The sequence below is a fragment of the Streptomyces sp. NPDC054796 genome (genome assembly GCF_053611545.1).
Genome location: NZ_JBSHAO010000003.1, coordinates 133,226 through 155,922 on the forward strand (window position 1 = coordinate 133,226; position 22,697 = coordinate 155,922).

Annotated in this window: 16 protein-coding genes and 1 pseudogene; 11 read left to right on the forward strand and 6 right to left on the reverse strand. The window is 72.4% G+C overall.

Annotated features, from left to right (window positions below; all coding sequences use genetic code 11):
• Nucleotides 1-22: 22 nt before the first annotated feature.
• The 5 genes and pseudogenes from hisC to ACWGJ2_RS03875 all read left to right on the forward strand — a co-directional run.
• A complete protein-coding gene (hisC, locus tag ACWGJ2_RS03855) occupies nucleotides 23-1,105 on the forward strand; it encodes a histidinol-phosphate transaminase (RefSeq protein ID WP_453344322.1) in 1,083 nt (360 codons plus the stop codon).
• A gap of 211 nt (nucleotides 1,106-1,316) precedes the next feature.
• Nucleotides 1,317-2,840, forward strand: coding sequence for a cytochrome ubiquinol oxidase subunit I (locus ACWGJ2_RS03860; protein ID WP_453344323.1), 1,524 nt, complete (start codon nucleotides 1,317-1,319; stop codon nucleotides 2,838-2,840).
• 15 nt (nucleotides 2,841-2,855) lie between these two features.
• The gene (cydB, locus tag ACWGJ2_RS03865; protein ID WP_453344324.1) at nucleotides 2,856-3,857 is read left to right on the forward strand and encodes a cytochrome d ubiquinol oxidase subunit II; all 1,002 of its coding nucleotides are present in this window, start codon (nucleotides 2,856-2,858) and stop codon (nucleotides 3,855-3,857) included.
• A 93-nt stretch (nucleotides 3,858-3,950) separates the two neighbouring features.
• Nucleotides 3,951-8,003, forward strand: a complete 4,053-nt coding sequence (cydD, locus tag ACWGJ2_RS03870) for a thiol reductant ABC exporter subunit CydD (RefSeq protein WP_453344325.1) — start codon at nucleotides 3,951-3,953, stop codon at nucleotides 8,001-8,003.
• A gap of 61 nt (nucleotides 8,004-8,064) precedes the next feature.
• Nucleotides 8,065-9,387: pseudogene (locus tag ACWGJ2_RS03875) on the forward strand (GAF domain-containing sensor histidine kinase); the annotation flags it as partial.
• 42 nt (nucleotides 9,388-9,429) lie between these two features.
• On the opposite strand, the gene ACWGJ2_RS03880 reads toward ACWGJ2_RS03875, so the two are convergent.
• Nucleotides 9,430-10,326, reverse strand: coding sequence for a Cof-type HAD-IIB family hydrolase (locus tag ACWGJ2_RS03880; protein ID WP_453344326.1), 897 nt, complete (start codon nucleotides 10,324-10,326; stop codon nucleotides 9,430-9,432).
• Between the two features lie 174 nt (nucleotides 10,327-10,500).
• On the opposite strand from ACWGJ2_RS03880, the gene ACWGJ2_RS03885 reads away from it, so the two are divergent.
• From ACWGJ2_RS03885 to pspAB, 3 genes are all read left to right on the forward strand, one after another.
• Nucleotides 10,501-11,388 (forward strand): LLM class flavin-dependent oxidoreductase, encoded by an 888-nt coding sequence (locus tag ACWGJ2_RS03885; RefSeq protein WP_453344327.1) that lies wholly within the window; start codon nucleotides 10,501-10,503, stop codon nucleotides 11,386-11,388.
• A 194-nt stretch (nucleotides 11,389-11,582) separates the two neighbouring features.
• Nucleotides 11,583-12,488, forward strand: coding sequence for a zinc metalloprotease HtpX (gene htpX, locus ACWGJ2_RS03890; protein ID WP_453344328.1), 906 nt, complete (start codon nucleotides 11,583-11,585; stop codon nucleotides 12,486-12,488).
• Between the two features lie 71 nt (nucleotides 12,489-12,559).
• A complete protein-coding gene (gene pspAB, locus ACWGJ2_RS03895; RefSeq protein WP_453344329.1) occupies nucleotides 12,560-13,150 on the forward strand; it encodes a PspA-associated protein PspAB in 591 nt (196 codons plus the stop codon).
• Nucleotides 13,151-13,192: 42 nt separating this feature from the next.
• Here pspAB and ACWGJ2_RS03900 read toward each other — a convergent pair whose 3' ends face one another.
• From ACWGJ2_RS03900 to ACWGJ2_RS03920, 5 genes are all read right to left on the reverse strand, one after another.
• Nucleotides 13,193-13,741, reverse strand: coding sequence for an RNA 2'-phosphotransferase (locus ACWGJ2_RS03900; RefSeq protein WP_453344330.1), 549 nt, complete (start codon nucleotides 13,739-13,741; stop codon nucleotides 13,193-13,195).
• A 63-nt stretch (nucleotides 13,742-13,804) separates the two neighbouring features.
• Nucleotides 13,805-14,995, reverse strand: a complete 1,191-nt coding sequence (locus ACWGJ2_RS03905) for a hypothetical protein (RefSeq protein ID WP_453344331.1) — start codon at nucleotides 14,993-14,995, stop codon at nucleotides 13,805-13,807.
• 474 nt (nucleotides 14,996-15,469) lie between these two features.
• Nucleotides 15,470-16,447 (reverse strand): MerR family transcriptional regulator, encoded by a 978-nt coding sequence (locus ACWGJ2_RS03910; protein WP_453344332.1) that lies wholly within the window; start codon nucleotides 16,445-16,447, stop codon nucleotides 15,470-15,472.
• A 215-nt stretch (nucleotides 16,448-16,662) separates the two neighbouring features.
• Nucleotides 16,663-18,459, reverse strand: a complete 1,797-nt coding sequence (locus ACWGJ2_RS03915) for an SDR family oxidoreductase (RefSeq protein WP_453344333.1) — start codon at nucleotides 18,457-18,459, stop codon at nucleotides 16,663-16,665.
• A 125-nt stretch (nucleotides 18,460-18,584) separates the two neighbouring features.
• Nucleotides 18,585-19,439 (reverse strand): M24 family metallopeptidase, encoded by an 855-nt coding sequence (locus ACWGJ2_RS03920; protein WP_453344334.1) that lies wholly within the window; start codon nucleotides 19,437-19,439, stop codon nucleotides 18,585-18,587.
• A gap of 260 nt (nucleotides 19,440-19,699) precedes the next feature.
• On the opposite strand from ACWGJ2_RS03920, the gene ACWGJ2_RS03925 reads away from it, so the two are divergent.
• Genes ACWGJ2_RS03925 through ACWGJ2_RS03935 form a run of 3 tightly spaced genes read left to right on the forward strand, consistent with a single transcriptional unit; the run spans nucleotide 19,700 to nucleotide 22,690 of the window.
• Complete coding sequence (locus ACWGJ2_RS03925) at nucleotides 19,700-20,821, forward strand: ABC transporter ATP-binding protein (RefSeq protein ID WP_453344474.1); 1,122 nt, start codon at nucleotides 19,700-19,702, stop codon at nucleotides 20,819-20,821.
• Entirely contained in the window at nucleotides 20,811-21,767 is a 957-nt protein-coding gene (locus tag ACWGJ2_RS03930) for an ABC transporter permease (protein WP_453344335.1), read from the forward strand. Before ACWGJ2_RS03925 ends, ACWGJ2_RS03930 begins: the two co-directional genes overlap by 11 nt.
• A 5-nt stretch (nucleotides 21,768-21,772) precedes the next feature.
• Nucleotides 21,773-22,690, forward strand: coding sequence for an ABC transporter ATP-binding protein (locus ACWGJ2_RS03935; RefSeq protein WP_453344336.1), 918 nt, complete (start codon nucleotides 21,773-21,775; stop codon nucleotides 22,688-22,690).
• The last annotated feature ends 7 nt before the right edge of the window (nucleotides 22,691-22,697 follow it).

Below are 22,697 nucleotides of genomic sequence, written 5' to 3' on the forward strand. Positions count from 1 at the left end.
GGACGGTCAAGGAGGATCAGCGGTGAGCGAGAAGACCCCGAGGCTGCGCGGCGCACTCGACGGTATCCCGACGTACAAGCCGGGAAGGCCGGCCGCGGCGGACGGCCCCGTCTCCTACAAGCTCTCGTCCAACGAGAACCCCTATCCACCGCTCCCCGGCGTGCTGGAGTCGGTGACGGAGGCCGCCGCGTCCTTCAACCGCTATCCCGACATGGCCGCTTCCACGCTCATGGCCGCGCTCGCCGAGCGCTTCGGCGTCCCGCCCGAGCACCTGGCGACGGGCACGGGCTCGGTCGGCGTCGCGCAGCAACTGCTCCAGGTGACGGCGGGCCCGGGCGACGAGGTGATCTACGCCTGGCGCTCCTTCGAGGCGTACCCGATCATCACCCGCATCTCCGGCGCGACGCCCGTCACGGTGCCGCTCACAGAGGGCGAGGAGCACGATCTCGACGCGATGGCCGACGCCGTCACCGAGCGCACCCGCCTCATCTTCGTCTGCAACCCCAACAACCCCACCGGCGTCGCCATCCCCCGCGAGGACCTGGAGCGCTTCCTGGACCGGGTGCCCGGCGATGTGCTGGTGGTGCTGGACGAGGCGTACCGCGAGTTCGTGCGCGACGAGCGCGTCGTGGACGGCATCGAGCTGTACCGCGACCGGCCGAACGTGTGCGTGCTGCGGACCTTCTCCAAGGCGTACGGGCTCGCCGGGCTGCGCGTCGGCTTCGCCGTGGCGCACGAGCCTGTGGCCGCCGCGCTGCGCAAGACGGCCGTGCCCTTCGGCGTCAGCCAGCTCGCGCAGGAGGCGGCCGTGGCCTCGCTGCGCAGCGAGGACGCGCTGCTGGAGCGGGTGGAGGCGCTGGTCGGCGAGCGCACGAGGGTGACGCGCGAACTGGAGGCGCAGGGCTGGACGGTGCCCGTGTCGCACGCGAACTTCGTCTGGCTGCGGCTGGGGGAGCGCACGGGCGCCTTCGCCGCCGCGTGCGAGGAGGCCGGGGTGACGGTCAGGCCGTTCACGGGCGAGGGCGTGCGGGTCTCGGTCGGCGAGACCGAGGCGAACGACATCTTCCTCCAGACGGCTGCGGCCTTCCGCAAGAACGAGCTGTGACCGGCTGAACCGCCAGCTCACAGCCCGGCTCCACACCGGCCCCTCACGCGAGTGGGGGGCCGGTCGCATGTCCGAAAAGACCGGTCGTAGGATTGCTTGTGAATGTGAACGCATTCACGACCGTGTCTTGCGGTCCCGTCAATGCTGCACAAAACCGGCAAAGTGACTGGGGCTGTGGCTGTGCGGAGGGCGCGACCTAAGGAGAGAGCCCGTGGACCTTGCTCTGGCGCCGGAGACCCTGGCGCGCTGGCAGTTCGGCATCACGACCGTCTACCACTTCCTGTTCGTCCCCCTGACGATCTCGCTCTCGTCACTCGTCGCGGGCTTCCAGACCGCGTGGGTGCGCACGAGCGACGAGAAGTACCTCCGAGCGACGAAGTTCTGGGGAAAGCTCTTCCTGATCAACATCGCCATGGGTGTCGTCACCGGCATCCTCCAGGAGTTCCAGTTCGGGATGAACTGGTCCGACTACTCGCGCTTCGTCGGTGACGTCTTCGGAGCCCCGCTCGCCTTCGAAGCCCTCATCGCGTTCTTCTTCGAGTCGACCTTCATCGGCCTGTGGATCTTCGGCTGGGACAAGCTGCCGAAGAGGATCCACCTCGCCTGCATCTGGATGGTCGCCATCGGCACCATCCTCTCCGCCTACTTCATCCTGGCGGCGAACTCCTGGATGCAGCACCCCGTCGGATACCGGATCAACGAGGAGTCGGGGCGCGCCGAGCTGACCGACTTCGCGCGGGTGCTGTTCCAGAACACCGCGCTCGCGCAGTTCTTCCACACCATGACGGCGGCGGCCATAGTGGGCGGCGCCTTCCTGCTGGGCATCTCGGCCTTCCACCTGATGCGCAAGAAGCACGTCAGGGTGATGCGCACCTCGCTGCGGGTCGGCCTGGTCACGCTCGTCGTCGGCGGGCTGCTGACCGTCGTCAGCGGCGACCGGCTCGGCAAGATCATGTACGAGCAGCAGCCCATGAAGATGGCCGCCGCCGAGGCGTTGTGGGAGACCCAGGGGCCCGCGCCGTTCTCCGTCTTCTCCTACGGCGACGTCGCGGCCGGGCACAACAAGGTCGCCATCGAGATCCCCGGCGTGCTGTCCTTCCTCGCGCACGACAACTTCACCGAGGAAGTCCCCGGCATCAACGACACCAACGCGATGCTCAAGGAGAAGTACAAGGACACCATCGGGCTCGACGACTACCGGCCCAACATTCCCGTCGCCTACTGGGGATTCCGGTGGATGATCGGATTCGGCATGGCGTCCGTCGCGGTCGGTGCGGCCGGGCTCTATCTGACGCGCAGGAAGCTGTGGCTCGCCGAGCGCCTGCGCACCACGGCCGACGAGGTGCCACGGCTCGCCCTCACCAGGAACCGGGAACTGAGCCCCTGGCTGACGAAGTGGTACTGGCGGCTGGCCCTGTGGACCATCGCCTTCCCGCTCATCGCCAACTCCTGGGGCTGGATCTTCACCGAGATGGGCCGCCAGCCGTGGGTCGTCTACGGCGTGCTGCCCACCTCCTCCGCCGTCTCGCCGAGCGTCTCGCAGGGCGAGGTGCTCACGTCGATGATCGTCTACACGGCGCTGTACGCGGCCCTCGCCGTCATCGAGGTCAAGCTGCTGGCGAAGTACGTCAAGGCGGGACCGCCCGAGCTGACGGAGGACGACCTCAACCCGCCCACCCGGATCGGCGGTCACGACCGTGACGACGCCGACCGGCCGATGGCCTTCTCGTACTGAGCCCGGGAGCGCGCAATGGAACTCCACGACGTCTGGTTCGTGCTCATCGCCGTCCTGTGGACCGGCTACTTCTTCCTGGAGGGCTTCGACTTCGGCGTCGGCGTCCTCACCCGGCTGCTGGCCCGTGACCGCGCCGAACGGCGGGTGCTGATCAACACCATCGGCCCCGTCTGGGACGGCAACGAGGTCTGGCTCCTCTCCGCGGGCGGCGCCACCTTCGCCGCCTTCCCCGAGTGGTACGCCACCCTCTTCTCGGGCTTCTACCTGCCCCTGCTGCTGATCCTGGTCTGCCTCATCATCCGGGGCGTCGCCTTCGAGTACCGCGCCAAGCGACCCGAGGACAGCTGGCAGACCCGGTGGGAGTGGGCCATCTTCATCACCTCCGTGCTGCCCGCCTTCATGTGGGGCGTCGCCTTCGGCAACATCGTGCGCGGTGTGAAGATCGACGCGGACATGGAGTACGCGGGCACCCTCTTCGACCTGCTCAACCCCTACGCACTGCTCGGCGGGCTGGTCACGCTCACCCTCTTCACCTTCCACGGCACCGTGTTCACGGCGCTGAAGACGGTGGGCGACATCCGTACGCGGGCGCGGCGGCTCGCCACCCGGCTGGGGCCGGTCACGGCGGTGCTGGCCGTCGTCTTCCTCGTCTGGACGCAGGCGCACACCGGGGACGGCAAGAGCCTGGTGGCGCTGGTCGTGGCCGTCGCCGCGCTGGTGGCGGCGCTGGGGGCGAACCTCGTGGGGCGCGAGGGGTGGTCGTTCGCCTTCTCGGGGATCACCATCGCCGCTTCCGTGGCGATGCTGTTCCTGTCGCTGTTCCCCGACGTCATGCCGTCGTCGCTGAACCCCGACTGGAGCCTGACGGTGACGAACGCCTCGTCGACCCCGTACACGCTGAAGATCATGACCTGGTGCGCGGGCATCGCCACGCCCGTCGTCCTGCTCTACCAGGGCTGGACGTACTGGGTCTTCCGCAAGCGGATCGGCACGCAGCACATCGCCGGCACGCACTGAGGACCGGAGCTTTCCGAGGCCGGGCCGTCGGTGCGAATCGACGGCCCGGCACCCCGACCCACCCCGCAGTACCGAGGCTTTGGGGGCCGCAGCATGAAACCCGTGGACCCGCGTCTGCTCCGGCACGCCCGTGCCACCCGTGTCTTCCTCGTCGCGTCCGTGGTGCTCGGGCTGGCGGGCGCGTGCCTGGTCATCGGGCAGGCCATGCTGATCGCGGAGATCGTCGTCGGCGCCTATCAGGAGGCCGCCTCGGCGGCCGACCTCCGCGACCCCCTGCTTCTCCTGGCCGCCGTCTCCGCCGGGCGCGCGCTGGTCTCCTGGCTGACGGAGCTGGCCGCGCACCGGTGCAGCGCCGCGGTCAAGTCCGAGCTGCGCAACCGCCTCCTCGCGCACGCGGCGCGGCTGGGCCCCAACTGGCTCTCCGGCAAGCGGACCGGCGAACTCACCGCGCTCGCCACGCGCGGCATCGACGCGCTCGACGACTACTTCGCCCGCTATCTGCCCCAGCTCGGGCTGGCCGTCGTCGTCCCCGTCGCCGTGCTGGCCCGCGTCGTCACCGAGGACTGGATCTCCGCGGCCATCATCGTGGTCACGCTCCCCCTGATCCCGCTCTTCATGATCCTGATCGGCTGGGCGACCCAGTCCCGCATGGACCGCCAGTGGCGGCTGCTCGCGCGGCTGTCGGGGCACTTCCTCGACGTCGTCGCCGGGCTCCCCACGCTCAAGGTCTTCGGGCGGGCCAAGGCACAGGCCGAGAACATCCGTGCCATCACCGACGACTACCGGCGCGCGACGCTGCGCACCCTGCGGATCGCGTTCCTGTCGTCGTTCGCGCTGGAACTCCTCGCGACGATCTCCGTCGCGCTCGTCGCCGTCACCATCGGCATGCGCCTCGTGCACGGCGAACTCGACCTCTACACCGGGCTCGTCGTCCTCATCCTCGCGCCGGAGGCGTATCTGCCGCTGCGTCAGGTCGGGGCCCAGTACCACGCGGCGGCCGAGGGGCTCTCGGCCGCCGAGGAGGTCTTCGCCGTCCTGGAGACCGAGGCCCCGGCGCGCGGCGGCGCGCCCGCGCCCGACGTGCGCTCCCGTGACATCGCGCTGGACCGGGTGCGGGTGCGGTACGAGGGGCGTACGCACGACGCGCTGCCCGAGACCAGCCTGCGGCTCGCGCCCGGTGAGACCGTCGCGCTCGTCGGGCCTTCCGGTGCGGGCAAGTCCACCCTGCTCATGGCCCTGCTGGGCTTCACGCCGCTCGCCTCAGGACGTGTCCTCGCCGAGGCCGACGGCGATGGCGGGGGCGACGGTACGGACCTGGCCGGGGTGGACCTGGCCACCTGGCACGAGCAGATCGCCTGGGTGCCCCAGCATCCGCACCTCTTCGCGGGCACGGTCGCCGACAACGTGCGGCTGGCCAGGCCGGACGCGGGCGACGAGGAGGTACGCCGCGCTCTGCGCGACGCGTCGGCGCCGGAGCTGGACCCCGGCACGGTGCTCGGCGAGGGCGGCAGTGGCCTGTCCGCGGGCCAGCGCCAACGGGTCGCCCTGGCCCGCGCGTTCCTCGCCGACCGGCCCCTGCTCCTGCTGGACGAGCCGACGGCCGCGCTCGACGGCGAGACCGAGGCGGCGGTCGTCGACGCGGTGCGGCGGCTCGCGGAGCACCGGACGGTGCTGCTGGTCGCGCACCGGCCCGCGTTGCTCGCCGTCGCCGACCGCGTCGTACGGCTGGGCGCGCCGCCCGAGGCCGGTGCGGCCGTGCCCCGTCCAGGGCCCGAACCCCGCTGGGTGGACGCGGTGGCGCACGGGGACACGCCCGTGACCGGTTCCGGCGGTTCCGGCGGTTCCGGTGAGGCGGGCGGGGCGGTTCCGGTTCCGGTTCCGGCGCAGGTTCAGGTTCAGGTTCCAGTTCCGGTACGGGCCCCGGAAGGGGAGGCCGCTCACGGTTCCGGAGACAGGGGCGAGGTCGCGACGGGCGGTGCCGCTCAGGGCCGTGCCCTCGCGCGGGTGCGACGGTTCGCGCGGCCCCTGCGGGCCCGCTTCGCGCTCGCCCTGCTGCTCGGGGCGCTGGCGCTCGGCAGCGCCGTCGGGCTCATGGCGACCTCGGGCTGGCTGATCTCGCGGGCCTCCGAGCAGCCGCCGGTGCTGTATCTGATGGTCGCCGTCACCGCGACCCGTGCCTTCGGCATCGGCCGCGCCGTCTTCCGGTACGCCGAACGCCTCGTCTCCCACGACGCCGTGCTGCGCGTCCTCGCCGACCTCCGCGTCGCCGTCTACCGCCGCCTGGAACGGCTCGCGCCCGCCGGACTGCGCCGTACGCGACGTGGCGACCTCCTCTCCCGGCTCGTCGGCGACGTGGACGCGCTCCAGGACTCCTTCCTGCGCTGGCTGCTGCCCGCCGCCGTCGCGGTGACCGTCAGCGCGGGCGCCGTCGGCTTCACCGCCTGGCTGCTGCCCGAGGCCGGTGCCGCACTCGCGGCGGGCCTGCTCGTCGCCGGGCTCGCCGTGCCCGCGCTGACCGGCGCCGTCTCCCGGCGTACGGAGCGCAGGCTCGCGCCCGCGCGCGGCGAGCTGTCGACGCGGACCGTCGACCTGCTGACCGGGACCGGCGAACTGACCGTCGCGGGCGCGCTCCCGTCCCGTACCCGCGAGGTGCGGGAGGCCGACGCGGCACTGACCCGCGTCGCGACGCGCTCCGCCGCCGCGACCGCACTGGCGGCTGGCCTCACCAGCCTCGCGGCCGGCCTCACCGTCACGGCCGCCGCCTGGGCGGGCGCGCAGGCCGTCTTCGACGGGCGGCTCGCGGGGGTCTGCCTCGCGGTGGTCGTACTCACCCCGCTCGCGGCGTTCGAGGCGGTCAACGGCCTGCCGCTGGCGGTGCAGTTCCGGCAGCGTACGAAGCGCTCGGCCGAGCGGGTCTTCGAGGTACTGGACGCCCCCGAGCCGGTGCGCGAGCCCGACGCGGCGGGGCAGTCCGGCCCGGTGGGCGGGCCTGCCGCTGTGCGGGGGCCCGTCTCCGGGCGGGTGGCCGAGCCTGTGCGGGAGCCCGGTGCTGTGGGCACGTCCGACTCCGTGGGCTGCCCCGGTGCTGTGGGCGAGTCCGTTCCCGGGCGGGCGCCCGAGCCCGGGCGCGAGCCCGCCCCGGCTGGCGAGCCTGCCTCTGGGCGGGCATCTGGGCCGGTGCGGGGGTCTGCCCTCGTGGGCCAGCCCGACCCTGGGCGGGAACCCGAGGGCGAGCGGGGGCCCGGCTCCGTGCGGGAGCCCGGTGCTGTGGGCGAGTTCGTCCCGGCGGGCCGGCCCGGTCCCGTGCAGGGGTCCGACGGGGTGGGTGCGGTGCCCGGCTCCCCGTTCCCCCTCAGCGTCAGGGCGCTGAGTGTGCGTCACCCCGGGCAGGAGGGGCGAGCCGCGCTGGAGGGGTTCGAGCTGGATCTGGTCGCCGGGCGGCGCGTTGCCGTCGTCGGGGTCTCGGGTTCGGGCAAGACGACGCTCGCGCAGGCGCTGCTGCGCTTCGTGGAGCTGGAGAGCGGCTCGTACACGCTGGCCGGGGTTCCCGCCGCCGCGCTGCCCTCGGACGAGGTGCGCCGACACGTCGGGCTGTGCGCCCAGGACGCGCACCTCTTCGACAGCACCCTGCGCGAGAACCTCCGGCTCGCCCGTACGGACGCGAGCGACGCCGACCTGCGCGGCGCCCTCGCGCGGGCGCGGCTCGACGGCTGGGTGGCGACGCTGCCCGACGGGCTCGACACGCTCGTCGGCGAGCACGGTGCCCGGCTCTCCGGCGGCCAGCGGCAGCGGCTCGCGCTGGCCCGCGCGCTGCTGGCCGACTTCCCCGTACTCGTGCTGGACGAGCCCGCCGAGCATCTGGACCTGCCCACGGCCGACGCGCTCACCGCCGATCTGCTCGCGGTGACCGAGGGCCGTACGACGGTGCTGATCACGCACCGGCTGCACGGTCTGGAGGCGGTGGACGAGGTGATCGTGCTGGACGGCGGCCGTACCGTCGAGCGCGGTCCGTACGCGGAGCTGGCCGGGGGCGACGGGCCGTTCCGCCGGATGCTGGAGCGGGAGGCGGCGACGGACGGGCTGCTGGGAGCCGGGTCCGGGTCCGGGTCCGGGAACGGTTCCGCGCGGGCCGCCTTGCCCGTATAGACGCGACGCGGGGTCGGAGAAGCGGATGTTCTCCGCCGACAACGACGTGCTCCTCATCAAGATCCTCGCCACTCAGGCGGGCATCGCCATCGGCAACGCGCGCCTCCACGAGGCGGCCCGGCAGCGCGAGCGCTGGATCGACGGCAGCGCGGCCCTCACCACCTCCCTCCTCGCGGGCGACGTGGACAACGCGCTCGCCGTCGTCGCGGAGGAGGCCCGCTGGCTGGCGGACTCGGCCGCCGGAATCGTGCTGCTCCCCACGTCGGGCGACGGCGAGCGTGGGCATGGGGAGGGCGGGGGCGGGCTGGAGATCGTCGCCGTATCGGCCGACGACGCGAGGGGACTGATCGGCACCGTCATCCCGCCCGGCAGCGCCGTGCTGGAGCAGTTGCGCGGCGGCGAGCCCGTCTACATCGACGACGCGGCCACCGACCCCCGCATGGTGACGCATGTGGCCCAGCGCTTCGGGCCGAGCATGATGCTCCCGCTGACGAGCGGCGGCCGGGTCATCGGCACGCTCGCCCTGCCGAGGGAGCGGGGCGGGGAGTCGTTCACGGAGGTGGAGAAGACACTGGCCGAGCGGTTCGCGGCGCAGGCCGCGCTGGCGCTGGTCCTGGCGGACGCGCAGCGCGACCGCGAACGGCTCGCGGTGTACGAGGACCGGTACCGCATCGCGCGCGATCTGCACGACCTCGTCATCCAGCGGCTCTTCGCGACCGGCCTGATGCTCCAGAGCACCCAGCGCAGGGCGCGGGAGCCGCTGCCGGGCACGAGACCGGGCTCGGGATCGGGATCGGAACCGGGATCGGGATCGGAACCGGGGCCGGGGTCTGGGTCGGCACCGGAGCCGCTGCCGGGTCCGGTGCCGGAGGTGAGCGAGGGGATCGGGCGGGCCGTGGACGAGCTGGACGCGACCATCGCGGAGATCCGTACCGCGATCTACGCGCTACAGCAGCAGCCGGACGAGGCCGTCGCGGGCCCGCGCACGCGCGTGCTGCGCGAGACCGGCCTCGCCGCCGTCCCGCTGGGCTTCCGCCCCTCGGTGACCTTCGTAGGGCCGGTGGACGCGCGGCTTCCGGAGCCGACCACGAAGGAGCTGGTGGCGGCGTTGCGTGAGGCGCTGTCGAACGCGTTCCGGCACGCCCGCGCCTCCCGTATCGAGGTCACCGTCGACGTCACGGCGGCCCTGCCCGACGGGTCGGACGGGGTGCCGCTCACGGTCGCCGACGACGGGGTGGGCGTCGGCGCCCCGGACGCCGGGCGCCGCAGCGGGATGCGGGATCTGGCCCGTCGCGCGGAGAACCTCGGCGGCACGGCGAGCTGGGGCCCCGGCATCGGCCCCGAGGGCGCGGGGACGACGGTGGTGTGGCGGGCGCCGCTGTGACGGTGGCGTGCTGCGGTGTGGGGATGGAGGTGGGAGGGGCGGTCAGGAGGCGAGGAGGCGTTCGACGACCTCCGCGACGCCGTCGTCCTCGTTGGAGGACGTCCGGTGCGTGGTGGACGCGAGGACTGTGGGGTGCGCGTTGGCCATCGCGTACGAGGTGCCCGCCCAGCCCAGCATCTCCAGGTCGTTCGGCATGTCGCCGAAGGCGACGACCTCCTCGGCGCTGATGCCCCGCTCGTCGCAGCAGCGGGCCAGCGTGCTGGCCTTGCTCACTCCCGGGCCGCTGATCTCCAGCAGGGCCGACGGGCTGGAACGGGTGAACTCCGCGTGCGTTCCCGCGACCTCGCGCCCCAGCCGCAGGAAGGCGTCGGGGTCCATCTCGGGGTGGTGCGCGAGCAGCTTCAGCACGGGCTGCGCGGCGAAGTCGGCCGACTCGTCCATGTCGTCAAGGTCGTCCGAGAGCAGCTTCTCGGCCGGTGCGACGACGGCTCCGGGGTCGAGGTGGAAGGGCGGGTAGGCCGCCTCGTAGTGGATGCCGCCGGTCCGCTCGACGGCGAACGACACCCCGGGCGCCGCCTCGCGCAGCGCGCGGACGACCTCCAGCGCGTCCCGTCGCGGCAGCTCCCGCACCCTGACGACGCGCCGCCCGCGGTGCAGGTCGACGACCGCGGCGCCGTTGGCGCAGATGGCGAGGCCATGTCCGTGTACGTGTTCGCTGACGACCCCCATCCAGCGCGCGGGGCGTCCGGTGACGAAGAAGACCTCGATGCCCGCGACCTCGGCGGCGGCGAGGGCCGCGACCGTACGGTCGGACACGGACTTGTCGTCGTGCAGGAGAGTTCCGTCGAGATCCGTCGCGATCAGTCGGGGGCGGGGCCGGGGCCGGGGTCGGCGGCGGGAGCGGGATGCGGGCGGCTCGGTCGCGGTCACGATGACCATCTTCCCGCATATGCCTGAACAGGCGTGCGAAGGGGCGCCCGGATGAGCGCTCAGCCGTGCGAATCGGCCACGCCAAGCCGGTCGGGCGGTAGGGAGGCCGGACGTACGGCGGGAGGACGGTCCCGCGCCGCCGGACAGTCCGTCCCGGGGAACGGCTCGCATAGGGTCGGCGCCATGCGTCTCAGTACCGTCATCCTGCCGATCCACCGCTGGTCCGAGGGGGGCCGCGACACGTGGCGCCGCGCCGAGGACCTCGGCTTCCACGCCGCGTACACCTACGACCACCTCTCGTGGCGCACCTTCCGCGACGGCCCCTGGTTCGGCGCCGTCCCCACCCTGACGGCCGCTGCGGCGGCCACCGAGCGCGTACGGCTCGGCACCCTCGTCACCTCGCCCAATTTCCGGCACCCGGTCACCCTCGCCAAGGAGCTGATCTCCCTGGACGACATCTCCGGCGGCCGGGTCACGCTGGGCATCGGCGCGGGCGGCTCCGGCTTCGACGCGACGGCGCTCGGCCAGCACCCGTGGACGGCGCGCGAGCGCGCTGACCACTTTGGCGAATTCGTACCGCTTCTGGATCAGCTCCTGACGCGGGACGTCACCTCGTACGAGGGCACGTACTACTCCGCGCACGAGGTCCGCAACATCCCCGGCTGTGTGCAGCGGCCCCGGCTCCCCTTCGCCGTCGCGGCGACGGGCCCGCGCGGGATGCGGCTGGCGGCGCGCTACGGGCAGGCGTGGGTGACGACGGGCGACCCGGCGACGAACGTCGAGGGCGGCACGCCCGAGGCGTCGCGCGCGGCGCTCGGGCGGCAGGCGGAGCGGCTGGACGCGGCGTGCGCGCAGGAGGGCAGGGACGCGTCCGAGGTGGACCGTGTGCTGCTCACGGGCTTCACCCCTGACCGTCACCTGGAGTCGGTCGACGCGTTCGCCGACTTCGCCGGCAGGCACGCCGAGCTGGGCCTCGACGAGATCGTGCTGCACTGGCCGATCCCGGACTCGCAGTTCGCGGCCGACCTGGCGGTCTTCGAGAAGATCGCCACGGAGTTCCCCCAGGGCTGACCGGGGCCTGGGCGGTTCCTGGCCGGGCCTGGGTGGGCCTGGGCAGGCCTGCCGGGGCTGGTCAGGGCTGGTCAGGGTGCTTATGCCGCGTTGAGGGAGGAAGAGGGACAATCGAGGGGCCGGGGCGGCGAGCGCGAACAGCCCGCCCCTGCTCAGCACGGCGAGCAGGACGAGCAGGACGAGGAGGACACGGCATGGCCGCAGGACGCACGCGCTACGCGCCGGACCGTGGGCTCACGAGCCGCATGGTCGTCACGATGTTCCTGATCGGGCTGCTGTACGTCGTCTTCGTCGGCGTGCTGATCGCGCTGCTCGGCAAGGCGTGGCCCCTGGTCGTGCTGATCGCGGGCGGGCTGTTCGTGGCGCAGTTCTGGTTCAGCGATCGCATCGCGGCCTTCAGCATGGGCGCCCGCGAGGTCACGCCCGAGCAGGCGCCCGAGCTGCACGGCGCGGTGGACAGGCTGTGCGCGCTGGCCGACATGCCCAAGCCCAAGGTGGCCATCGCGGACACGGACGTGCCGAACGCCTTCGCGACGGGCCGCAACCAGCGCAACTCCCTGGTCTGCGCGACGACGGGCCTGTTGCGGCGCCTGGAGCCCGAGGAGCTGGAGGGGGTGCTGTCGCACGAGCTGTCCCACGTCGCGCACCGGGACGTGGCCGTCATGACCATCGCCTCCTTCCTGGGCGTGCTCGCCGGGATGGTCACGCGTATCGCGCTGTGGGGCGGCTTGGGGCGCGCCGCCGGGCGGCAGAACAACAACACGCCGCTGGTGCTGCTGATCCCGCTGGTCAGCGCCCTGGTCTATGTCGTCAGCTTTCTGCTGACGCGGCTGCTCTCGCGCTATCGCGAGCTGTCGGCCGACCGCGCGGGCGCGCTGCTCACCGGGCGGCCCTCGGCCCTGGCCTCGGCACTCACCAAGATCAGCGGCGATATGTCACGCATCCCGACGAAGGACCTGCGGCAGGCGGAGCCGTTCAACGCCTTCTACTTCGCTCCCGCCTTCTCCGGCCAGAGCATGGCCGCGCTGCTGTCCTCGCACCCGCCGCTGGAGAAGCGGCTCGACCAGTTGCGGCGCATATCGACCCAGCTCGGCGGATGACACGGACGCGGGAGCGGGGACACGGGAGGCAGGCACACGGGGGACCGGGACACGGGAAGTAGGGAGACGACGTGGGTTTTCTGGACGCGATCCTCGGGCGCAGCAAGCCGGTGCGGCCCGATCTCGACCAGCTCTTCGCCCTCCCCTCGGCCGCCGTCACGCTCCAGGCCGGTGCGGGACTGGTCCCGACGGGTCTGGGCTCGGTCTGCTTCGCGACGGTGGAAGGCGGCGCGTTCGCGCGGCTGCGCCAGGACGTGCGGGCGCTGCTGGACGCGGACACGGAACGCGGCGGTGTCCCCGTCGAGTTCAGCCAGGACGACTACGGCTACACCTGGCTGCTGGCACGCCACACGCCGGAGGACATGGCCTCACTGGTCAACGACCTGCACGTGGTCAACACCCTGCTGGCCGAGGGCGGCTTCGGGCCCCAACTGCTGTGTTCCCTCGTCGGGTTCAGGGAGGAGGGCGGTGCGGGGCGCTCCCTCGCGCTGGTCTACCTCTACAAGCGCGGCACCTTCTACCCCTTCGCGCCCGTGCCCGGAGGGGGCGAGAAGCGGGACAACGCGCTGGAGATCCAGGCCAGCGGGCTGCTCGCCGATGACCTGACCGTCGAGAAGGACCTGGGGCGCTGGTTCCCCGTCTGGGGCGCGCCGGGCCTGTGAGCGGACTCTTTAGTTGAGGGGAGGGGAGGGGAGGTCCGGGTTTCAGCCCGGGAAGCTCACATAGGCGGGCGGCACGGCGGCCACCAGCCAGACCCCGTTCCCCGTGACGCGGAACGCGTGTCCGTCGCGGTGCATGGCGCCCGCCGCGACGGGGAGCACCACAGGCCGACCGCGCCGCGCCCCGACCCGTACCGCCGTCTCGCGGTCCGGCGAGAGGTGGACGTCGTGCCGCGCCATGGCCCGCAGCCCCTCCTCCCGGATCGCGCCCACGACCCGGCCGACGGTCCCGTGGTAGAGCCACTCCGGCGGCTCGACGGGCGGCAGCCCGAGGTCCACCTCGACGCTGTGCCCCTGCTGGGCGCGGATACGGACGCCGTCCGCGTCGATCACGTAGCGCCGCTTGTCGTTCGTGGCGACGACCTCGGCCAACTCGGCGCGGCTGAAGCGGAATCCGTGCGCTGCGGCTGCGCCGATCAGCTCGTCGATGTCCACCCAGCCGTGCTCGTCGAGGCGGATGCCGATCCGCGCTGGGTCGTGGCGCAGATGGCGGGCGAGGTACTTCGAGATCCTCGTGTCGCGTTGCTCGTTCATGCGGCCAGCGTGCCGCGCGCCACGGCGCACGGCACGCCGTTTTTCCCTCCGGCTGTTCTCCGCCTACGCGTAGCGCTCGACGTGCAGTTGAGCCGGTGGATACGCGTAGCGCGACGTCGTGCCGACCGACCAGAACCCGTCCGTCCCGGGGATGGCGGTGACGTTGTTCATCAGGGGCTTGATCTCCGGTGTCGCCGGGCCGCGCTGGCTGGTCCAGGCTTCGGCCGCCGCGTCCCAGCGCAGGTAGTGGGAGCGGCTCTGGTCCCAGAAGTCCCAGCCCGAGATCAGTGCGGGGCGGCCCCGCGCGTCGGCACAGATCGAGGTCAGCGCGCCGACGGTGAACGGGGCGCGGTCCCTCCACGACGTCCACTCGGTGCCGTTCCAGCGCTGGAGCACGATGCCCGGGGGCTTGTCGGGCGGGCCGCCGACGCCGAACGCGGCGCCCGTGACCCACACGTCGTCGGGCGCGGAGGGCAGCAGGTCGGTGACGGTGAGGCGGATGGCCTGGACGGGCGGCAGCACGGTCCAGTCGCGGCCGTCCCAGCGCGCGATGACGGGGCCGGAGATCCAGATGTCGCCCGAGGAGGCGATGTGCACCCCGTACGGAACGGGCGACGCCTCGTCAGGAACCGGCTTGACCCAGTGCCATGCTGACCCGTCCCCGCACATCAGCCCCGCCCGGCCGCCCTTGCTCCCGGCGACCCAGACGCGGCCGTCGGGCCCGACCGCCACCGCGTTCAGCGCCGTGCCCGCCTCGCCCCTGCCGGGGTAGGGGACCTCGCGCCAGGTGCCGCCGTCCCGGGAGCCGTCCCAGGCGAGGAGGCGGGTGACGGGGGAGGTGGCGGCGCCGTCGTCGGCGAGCGCCCACGCCCGGCCGTCCGGCCCGGCGGCCACCGCGACGAGCGCCCCGCCGATGCCCAGGTGCGAGACGTCCGTACGCGCCCAGGCCGCGCCGTCCCAGCGCAGCGCGAGGGGGCGTCCGCGGGGGATGCCGCCGGGGATGTTGTCCTCGCCGACGGCCCAGGCCGAGCCGGGGCCCGACGCGGCGACGTCGTTCAGCAGCGCGGCCGGCGTGCCCTCGGGCGCGCCGACCCGCTGCCACTCACCTTGGAGCAGCGCACCGGTCCCCGCTGCGGGGCGGCTTCCGCGATGCCTCCCGGGCAGCGCGTACGCGGTGGAGGCCGGACCAAGTCCGAGTCCGGCCGCGCCGAGCGCGGTCAGACCGATCCCGGTGACAAAGCCGCGTCTTCGCATGATGACCCCCTGTGGCCTGTGGGTGCGTCCGTCTGTTTCGGGGGTCTTACGCTGGTGTGTCCACACCCGCGCGTCAATGGGCAGGAACGAGCGCCCCCTTGACCACCCCGGCGCCGGGTTCCGGCGCGGGTTGGAGCGCGGGCCTGCTCCGACCCTGCGACGGCCCGGGTTCGGGCGCGGGCCCAGGTCCCGGTCCGGCGCGGGGTCCGGGTGCGGACTCCGGCCCGGCCCGGTTCGGGCTCGGGCCTCGGTCCCGGTCAGGCCCTTGGATCTCGGCCCGGTTCCGGCGCAGGTTCGGGGCGCGGGCTCCGGCTCGGTTCTGGCGCGGGTTTTGGCGTGGAGCCCGGTCCGGTTCTGGAGCGGCCTCCGGGTGCGGGCCTCGGCCCGGTTCCGGCGTGGCCTCCGGGTGCGGACTCCGGTCAGGCTTGGGGCTAGGGACGGTGCCGACGCTGGAATCCCGGCGTGGCTACGGGATCACTCCTCCCGGTTTCTGTCGGCCGTGAGCCGGTCCATGGTGCGGGCCTGCACCTCGCGGTCGGCCGCCGCGGCGATGAAGGCCGCCGCCCGTTCCGTGCCCACGAGGGACCGCACCGCCGCCAGCACCTCCACCGGCAGCCGTACCGGCTCCGTCGACAGCTCGGCCTCGCCGCCCGGCGGCGGGGCCGCCGCTGCCGTACGCAGGTGGTCGCGGAGGTTGCGCGTGGCCAACAGCCGCATCGCGCGGGCGAGTTCGGCGTCCACGGTCTGCTGCGCGAGCGGACGCAGCCGCCGCACGAGATCCGCCGCCTCGGTGGCGTCGGCGTCGCTGGGGCGGTGGCCGAGATAGCGGATGAAGACGTGTTCGTTGGTGAAGTCCAGGAAGCGGGCCGCGATGTGCTCGACCTGGGAACGCAGCTCCCGCAGGTGCTCCATGATGGCCAGCAGCGGCACCCCCGCGGTGTGCAGCTCGGCGGCGACCTCCAGTTCTTGCGGACTGGGCACCTGGAACTCGTCTGGGTGCCCCGGCACGGGGACCAGGACGCCGAGCGCGACCGCCTCGGCGACCGCCTCCTCGTCCCCCTCGTCCCCCGCTTGCCCGGCCTCGCCCTCCTCCCCGCCGTCCCCCGCGTGGGGGCCCGCGAACAGCGCGTGCAGCTCGGTGCGGGTGATCCGGCCCGAGGTCTCGTCGGTCCAGGGGCCGTCCACCTCCGCGACGAGCCCGAGGACACCGCCCAGCCCCCGCCCCTCGTCCCACGCCTGGAGCAACTCCTTGATCGACGCCAGGGTGTAGCCGCGGTCCAGGAGGTCCGCTATCTGGTGCAGCCGGGCCAGGTGGGTGTCGTCGTAGACGTTCGCCCGGCCGCGACGCTCGGGTTTGGGGAGCAGGCCCCGGTCCTGGTAGGCCCGGATGGTGCGGACGGTGGCGCCGCTGTGGTGGGCCAGATCCTCGATCCGGTACTCCGCCTGGTCCATTCGCCCCAACTCCCTCACGGAGACGGCACTTTCCGCCTCCCCTGTGCGTCCCTTGTCTGTCCCCTGCGCACCCGCGCGGGCTCGCGCGGCTCGCGCGGGCCTCTCCGCGCGGTGCCGGGCGGCCGGGCGCCGGGCCGACCGGCTCACCGCCCCGGCCGCCCACCGCTCAACGCTCAACGGCACCATGCTGGACGAGTGCCCCGCACGCCCCGCGCTCAGATGGGCGGCTCGACGCGTGCGACGGCGCGCAGCGCGCCCGGGAAGAGGCGGTACAGCAGGCGTGCGCCCCTGGCCTCAGGCGTCACCGGGACGACCGCTTGATCGCGGACGACCGCGCGCACGATCGCCTCGGCGACCTTCTCGGGCGGATAGTTCCGCAGCCCGTACAGCCGTGAGCTGCGCTCCTGGCGCTTGCGCTGCTCCTTCTCGTCCACCCCCGCGAAGCGTGCGCTCCTGGTGATGTTGGTGTTGACGATGCCCGGACATATCGCCGAGACCCCGATCCCCGTGCCCGCCAGCTCCGCGCGCAGGCACTCGCTCAGCATCAGCACCGCCGCCTTCGAGGTGCTGTAGGCGGGCAGCGCCTTGGAGGGCTGGAACGCGGCGGCCGACGCGGTGTTGACGATGTGACCGCCCTGGCCGCGCTCGGCCATCTGCTTGCCGAAGAGACGGCAGCCGTGGATGACGCCCCACAGATTGACGTCCAGAGTCTTCTTCCAGTCCTCCACGCTGGTGTCCAGGAAGGAGCCGGAGACGCCTATCCCGGCGTTGTTGACCAGCACGTCCACCGTGCCGTACTCGGCGGCGACCTTGAGCGCCAGCTTCTCCATGCCCTGCTCGTCGCTGACGTCCACCGTCTCGGCCCACGCCTCCGGCGCCCCGATGAGCCGTGCCATGTCCGCCGTGCGCGCCGCGCTCTCCGCGTCCAGGTCCACGGCCACGATGCGTGCGCCCGCCTCGGCGAAGGAGAACGCGGTGGCCCGCCCGATGCCGCTGCCCGCGCCGGTGATCAGCACGAGCTGACCGGCGAAGCGATCCGCGTACGGTCCGCTCGGCGGATGCTCGACGACGGGCACGCCCGACTCGTTGCTGGTCACGAAGTCGCGTATCCAGGTGGCCAGTTGATCGGGCCTGGTGCGGGGTATCCAGTGCTTCGCCGGCAGGGTGCGACGGATCAGGTTCGGTGCCCACAGCTCCAGTTCGTCGTAGAGCCGCTCGCTCAGGAACAGGTCTCCCGTCGGGGTGATGAGCTGGACGGGCGTGTGCGCGTAGCAGTCGTTGCGTGGGCGGCGCAGCCGGGAGCGCACGTTGTCGCGGTAGAGCCAGGCGCCGTGTGCGGCGTCCGTGGGCAGGGAGGCGGTGGGATAGCCGTTGGCCGGGACCTTCTCCATCCGCTCCAGGATCTTCGGCCACTGCTTGGCGAGGGGGCCCTTCCAGGCCAGTTCGGGCAGCACGGGGGTGTGCAGCGCGTACACGTACCAGGACCGGACGCCCTGGCCCAGGGCCTGCGCGATCCGGCGGGGGGTGGGGCGGGAGACACGCTTCTTGATCCAGTGCCCGAAGTGGTCGAGCGAGGGCCCTGACATCGAGGTGAAGGAGGCCAGGCGGCCCTCGGTCCGCTTGACCGTGGCGAACTCCCAGCCCTGCACGGAGCCCCAGTCGTGACCGACCAGGTGGACGGGCCGGTCGGGAGAGACCGCGTCCGCCACGGCCAGGAAATCGTCGGTCAGCTTCTCCAGCGTGAAGCCTCCGCGCAGCGGCTTGGGCGCGGTCGAACGGCCGTGGCCGCGCACGTCATAGAGCACGACATGGAAGCGGTCCGCCAGGCGCGCCGCCACCTCGGACCAGACCTCCTTGCTGTCCGGGAAGCCGTGCACGAGGACGATGGTCGGCTGCGTGCTGTCGCCCAGCTCGGCCACGCACAGCTCGACGCCCTCGCGTGTGCGCACCCGGCGCTCGCGCGCCGCGGCGAGGGCGATCCTGCCCCTGTCGCCGCTGTCTCCGCTTCTCATCTGGTCCCTGCTCTCTCCGTGGCCGTGGTCCTGCCCGTGTCCGTACTGGGTTCGATGCCCGTCCTTGTGATCTTGTTCTTGGCGTCCTCGGCCGGGCTCGCCTCGGCCCTCGTCGTCTGTCCCCTTCACGCGGCCCTCGCCTCCTCCCTCCAGCGGCGGACGTGCGGCAGGTCGTCGTCGAGCCAGAAGGCGCTCTCCTCCGGGTCCCGGGAGTCGGTGACGACGAGGATCTCCTCGAACTTGGCGCCCGTGCCCCGGAATCCGAGGTGCGGTTCGACGGCCCACAGGCCGGGCTGCGGCGGGTGGTCGGAGAACCTGTACGGCGACCACAGCGGGGACCAGCCGTCCCTGTGCCCGTGCAGCGCGTCCTTGGCCAGGCCCTTCAGGGAGTTGGTGCCGAAGCCGAACAGGGTCGGTGACCAGCGGCGGTCACTGACGCGGTCCACCTTGTGCGCGATGACGCCGAAGGGATACGCGCGGTGCCTGTTGGCGAAGCCCTGCCTGACCATCAGGCGCTCGACCGCCTCGTATATCGCGCGGAGGGGGCGGCGCTCGCGCACCTGGCGCAGTATCAGCTCGCGGTGCGCCTCGAGATCGGACAGCAGCCGGTCGTGGACGGGGTTGAGGCCGAGGCAGCCCGAATAGCCGATGTCGGCCGTATAGCCCTTGTGGATAGGTGCCATGTCCAGGATGAAGGGCATGCCAGGCTCCAGTTTCCGGTTCGTGGGGAAGAACTGGAGCGGGACCTTGAATCCCGTGAACGCCGTGCGGTCCCCGAACCAGGCGAAGGGCAGATGGAACCAGTCCCGCACCCCGCGCTCCCGCAGCCACTCGCGCTGCATTCCGGCCGCCTCGCGCTCGGTCACCCCCGGCCTGAGCTGCGCGGCCACCGCCTCCGCGCACGCGTAGCTGAGCTGCTGCACTTCTCTGAATCCCCGCAGGTCAGCGGAGACTTGCCGTCCGTTCACTGCTGCGGGCATGGCCAACCGTCCCGTCCCTGAGCGCGATCCGTCGCCGTAACTTGACACTGATGAATGTGACAACAGAACGTGGCGGCGTCAAGACATGTGCACCGCCTGTGGATACCCGAGGTAACAGGCCGTGACGGGCCGACCCCGAGACCCGGCTCCCGCTCGCGGAGGACCCCCTAGGGGCATCTCAGCCTCGGGAACTACTTTTTCTCCAGACCCTGGGGGGACGTGACGCACCCCACATGGGCGTTAGCGTCGTCTGCGTGACTGTGATCGCGACAGAGAGCCTGACCAAGCGGTACCCACGGGTGACCGCACTGGACCGGCTGACCGTGGGCGTCACACCAGGTGTGACCGGCCTGGTGGGCGCCAACGGGGCCGGTAAATCGACCTTGATCAAGATTCTGCTGGGGCTGTCCCCGGCGACGGAGGGCAGCGCCACCGTCCTCGGTCTGGACGTCTCGCGGGAGGGCCTGGCCATCCGCGAGCGCGTCGGCTATATGCCCGAGCACGACTGCCTGCCGCCGGACGTCTCGGCCACGGAGTTCGTCGTCCACATGGCGCGGATGTCCGGGCTGCCCGCGACGGCGGCCCGCGAGCGCACCGCGGACACGCTGCGCCACGTCGGCCTGTACGAGGAGCGGTACAGGCCCATGGGCGGCTATTCGACGGGCATGAAGCAGCGCGTCAAGCTGGCCCAGGCACTCGTCCACGACCCCCAGCTCGTGCTTCTGGACGAGCCCACCAACGGGCTCGATCCGGCGGGGCGTGACGAGATGCTCGGTCTCATCCGCCGTGTCCACACGGACTTCGGGATCTCGGTCCTGGTCACCTCGCACCTGCTGGGCGAGCTGGAGCGCACCTGCGACGACGTCGTCGTCATCGACGGCGGCAAACTGCTGCGCGCCTCCTCCACCGCTGACTTCACACAGCGGACGACGTCGCTGGCCGTGGAGGTCACCGACACCGAGACGCACCCGGACGGGACCGCGACGCTCCGCGCCGCGCTGGCCCGCGCGGGGCTGGCCGTCGAGGCACCGGCGGCGGCGGGCGCGGGCGCGCCGGGAGCCGGACACCTGATCATGGTGGACGCGTCGGACGAGGCCGTCTTCGACACCATCCGGGACACCGTGGCCGATCTCGGGCTCGGTCTCGTCCGCATGGAACAGCGCCGCCACCGCATCGCCGAGGTCTTCGCGGACGCGGACGCCTCCGCGCCCGCCCCCTCGCCCGCACGCGGCGCGGAAGACGGTGCCCCGACCCGCACGGCCGCCGCCCCCGCCTCCGCTCCGCCCACCACCGTCGGCGCGGCGCCCCCTCAACCTCAGCCGTCCCACCAGCCGGAGCAGCCCCAGCAGGCGCAGAAGGGAGGCGGCGGCGATGTCGCATGAGCCCCAGCAGAACCCGGACCAGCACACGCCCGTCGGCACCCCGTCCGGTATCGCGACGGCGCCCGCGCCCCGCGGCGAGGACGTGATCCACAACATCGGCTACCGCGGCTACGACGGCCCGCGCCTCGGCCGCGGCTACGCCCGCCGCTCCCTGTTCGCGCAGTCGCTGCGCGGCGCCTACGGACTCGGCCGGTCGGCCAAGTCCAAGGTGCTGCCGATGATCCTGTTCGCCGTGGTCTGTCTGCCGGCGGCGATCGTCGTCGCCGTCACCGTGGCCACCAGCGCCAAGGAACTCCCGCTCGGCAACAGCTCGTACGTGCTGCAACTCCAGCCCGTCATCGGCATCTTCATCGCCGCCGTGGCGCCCCAGGCCGTCTCGCTCGACCTGCGCTACAAGATCGTGCCGCTGTACTTCTCCCGCCCCATCGAGCGCGTCGACTACGTCCTCGCGAAGTACGCGGCCCTCGCCGCCGCGCTCTTCCTCTTCGTCGCCTCGCCCGTCGTGATCCTGTACGCGGGCGCCCTGCTCGCGAAACTCGACTTCGCCGACCAGACCCGGGACCTCGCGCAGGGCATCGTCTTCTGCGCCCTGTTCGCCGTGGTCCACGCGGGCATCGGGCTCGCGGTCGCCGCGGTCACCCCGCGCAGGGGCTTCGGGGTCGCGGCGATCATCGCCGTGCTGACCATCCCGTACATGCTGATCACCGCGCTCCAGGCCATCGCGAGCGAGCAGAACAGCCCCGGTGCCGTCGGATGGCTCGGGCTGGCCTCGCCCGGCACGCTCATGGACGGCGTGCAGGCGAAGTTCCTCGGCGGAGAGTCCGGCTTCCCCGGCGGCCAGGTGCTCACCAACGCCCAGGCGCCGTTCTATCTGCTCCTCGTCGCCGCGCTCCTCGCCGGGACGTACGCCCTGCTGCTGCGCCGCTACCGAAAGGCCGGGCTGTAACCGCCATGACCACGATCCATATCGACCACACGTCCCGCTGGTTCGGGAACGTCGTCGCCGTCAACGACATCTCCATGGAGATCGGGCCCGGTGTCACCGGGCTGCTCGGCCCGAACGGCGCGGGCAAGTCCACGCTCATCAACATGATGGGTGGTTTCCTGGCGCCCTCCACCGGAAGCGTCACCCTCGACGGCACGGTGATCTGGCGCAACGAGCAGGTCTACCGCCACATCGGGCTCGTCCCCGAGCGGGAGTCGATGTACGACTTCCTCACGGGCTGGGAGTTCGTCCAGGCCAACGCGCGGCTCCACCAGCTCCCGGACCCGGACGCGGCGGCGCGCGAGGCGCTGGCCACCGTCGAGATGGAGCAGGCGCAGGACCGCAAGGTCTCCACGTACAGCAAGGGCATGCGCCAGCGCGTGAAGATGGCGTCGGCCCTCGTGCACCAGCCGTCCGTGCTGCTGCTGGACGAGCCGTTCAACGGCATGGACCCGCGGCAGCGCATGCACCTGATGGACCTGCTGCGGCGCATGGGCGACGAGGGCCGCACCGTGCTGTTCTCCTCGCACATCCTGGAGGAGGTCGAGCAGCTCGCCTCGCACATCGAGGTGGTCGTCGCGGGGCGGCACGCGGCCAGCGGCGACTTCCGCAAGATCCGCCGCCTGATGACGGACCGTCCGCACCGCTATCTCGTGCGCTCCAGCGACGACCGCCTGCTGGCCTCGGCGCTGATCGCCGACGGCTCCACCGCGGGTATCGAACTCGACTGGAACGAACGGGCCCTGCGCATCCAGGCCATCGATTTCGCCCGCTTCACCGAACTGCTCCCGCGCGTCGCGCGCGAGAACAACATCAGGCTCTTCACGGTCTCGCCTTCGGACGAGTCCCTGGAAAGCGTCTTCTCCTACCTCGTCGCGGCCTGAAGGGAGC

What these genes read in the sequence shown, in the direction of transcription:
- cydB (WP_453344324.1), top strand. Translation starts at nt 2,856, where the DNA reads ATGGAACTCCACGACGTCTGGTTCGTGCTCATCGCCGTCCTGTGGACC.
- cydD (WP_453344325.1), top strand. Translation starts at nt 3,951, where the DNA reads ATGAAACCCGTGGACCCGCGTCTGCTCCGGCACGCCCGTGCCACCCGT.
- ACWGJ2_RS03880 (WP_453344326.1), bottom strand. Translation starts at nt 10,326, where the DNA reads ATGGTCATCGTGACCGCGACCGAGCCGCCCGCATCCCGCTCCCGCCGC.
- ACWGJ2_RS03885 (WP_453344327.1), top strand. Translation starts at nt 10,501, where the DNA reads ATGCGTCTCAGTACCGTCATCCTGCCGATCCACCGCTGGTCCGAGGGG.
- htpX (WP_453344328.1), top strand. Translation starts at nt 11,583, where the DNA reads ATGGCCGCAGGACGCACGCGCTACGCGCCGGACCGTGGGCTCACGAGC.
- ACWGJ2_RS03900 (WP_453344330.1), bottom strand. Translation starts at nt 13,741, where the DNA reads ATGAACGAGCAACGCGACACGAGGATCTCGAAGTACCTCGCCCGCCAT.
- ACWGJ2_RS03905 (WP_453344331.1), bottom strand. Translation starts at nt 14,995, where the DNA reads ATGCGAAGACGCGGCTTTGTCACCGGGATCGGTCTGACCGCGCTCGGC.
- ACWGJ2_RS03910 (WP_453344332.1), bottom strand. Translation starts at nt 16,447, where the DNA reads ATGGACCAGGCGGAGTACCGGATCGAGGATCTGGCCCACCACAGCGGC.
- ACWGJ2_RS03915 (WP_453344333.1), bottom strand. Translation starts at nt 18,459, where the DNA reads ATGAGAAGCGGAGACAGCGGCGACAGGGGCAGGATCGCCCTCGCCGCG.
- ACWGJ2_RS03920 (WP_453344334.1), bottom strand. Translation starts at nt 19,439, where the DNA reads ATGCCCGCAGCAGTGAACGGACGGCAAGTCTCCGCTGACCTGCGGGGA.
- ACWGJ2_RS03930 (WP_453344335.1), top strand. Translation starts at nt 20,811, where the DNA reads ATGTCGCATGAGCCCCAGCAGAACCCGGACCAGCACACGCCCGTCGGC.
- ACWGJ2_RS03935 (WP_453344336.1), top strand. Translation starts at nt 21,773, where the DNA reads ATGACCACGATCCATATCGACCACACGTCCCGCTGGTTCGGGAACGTC.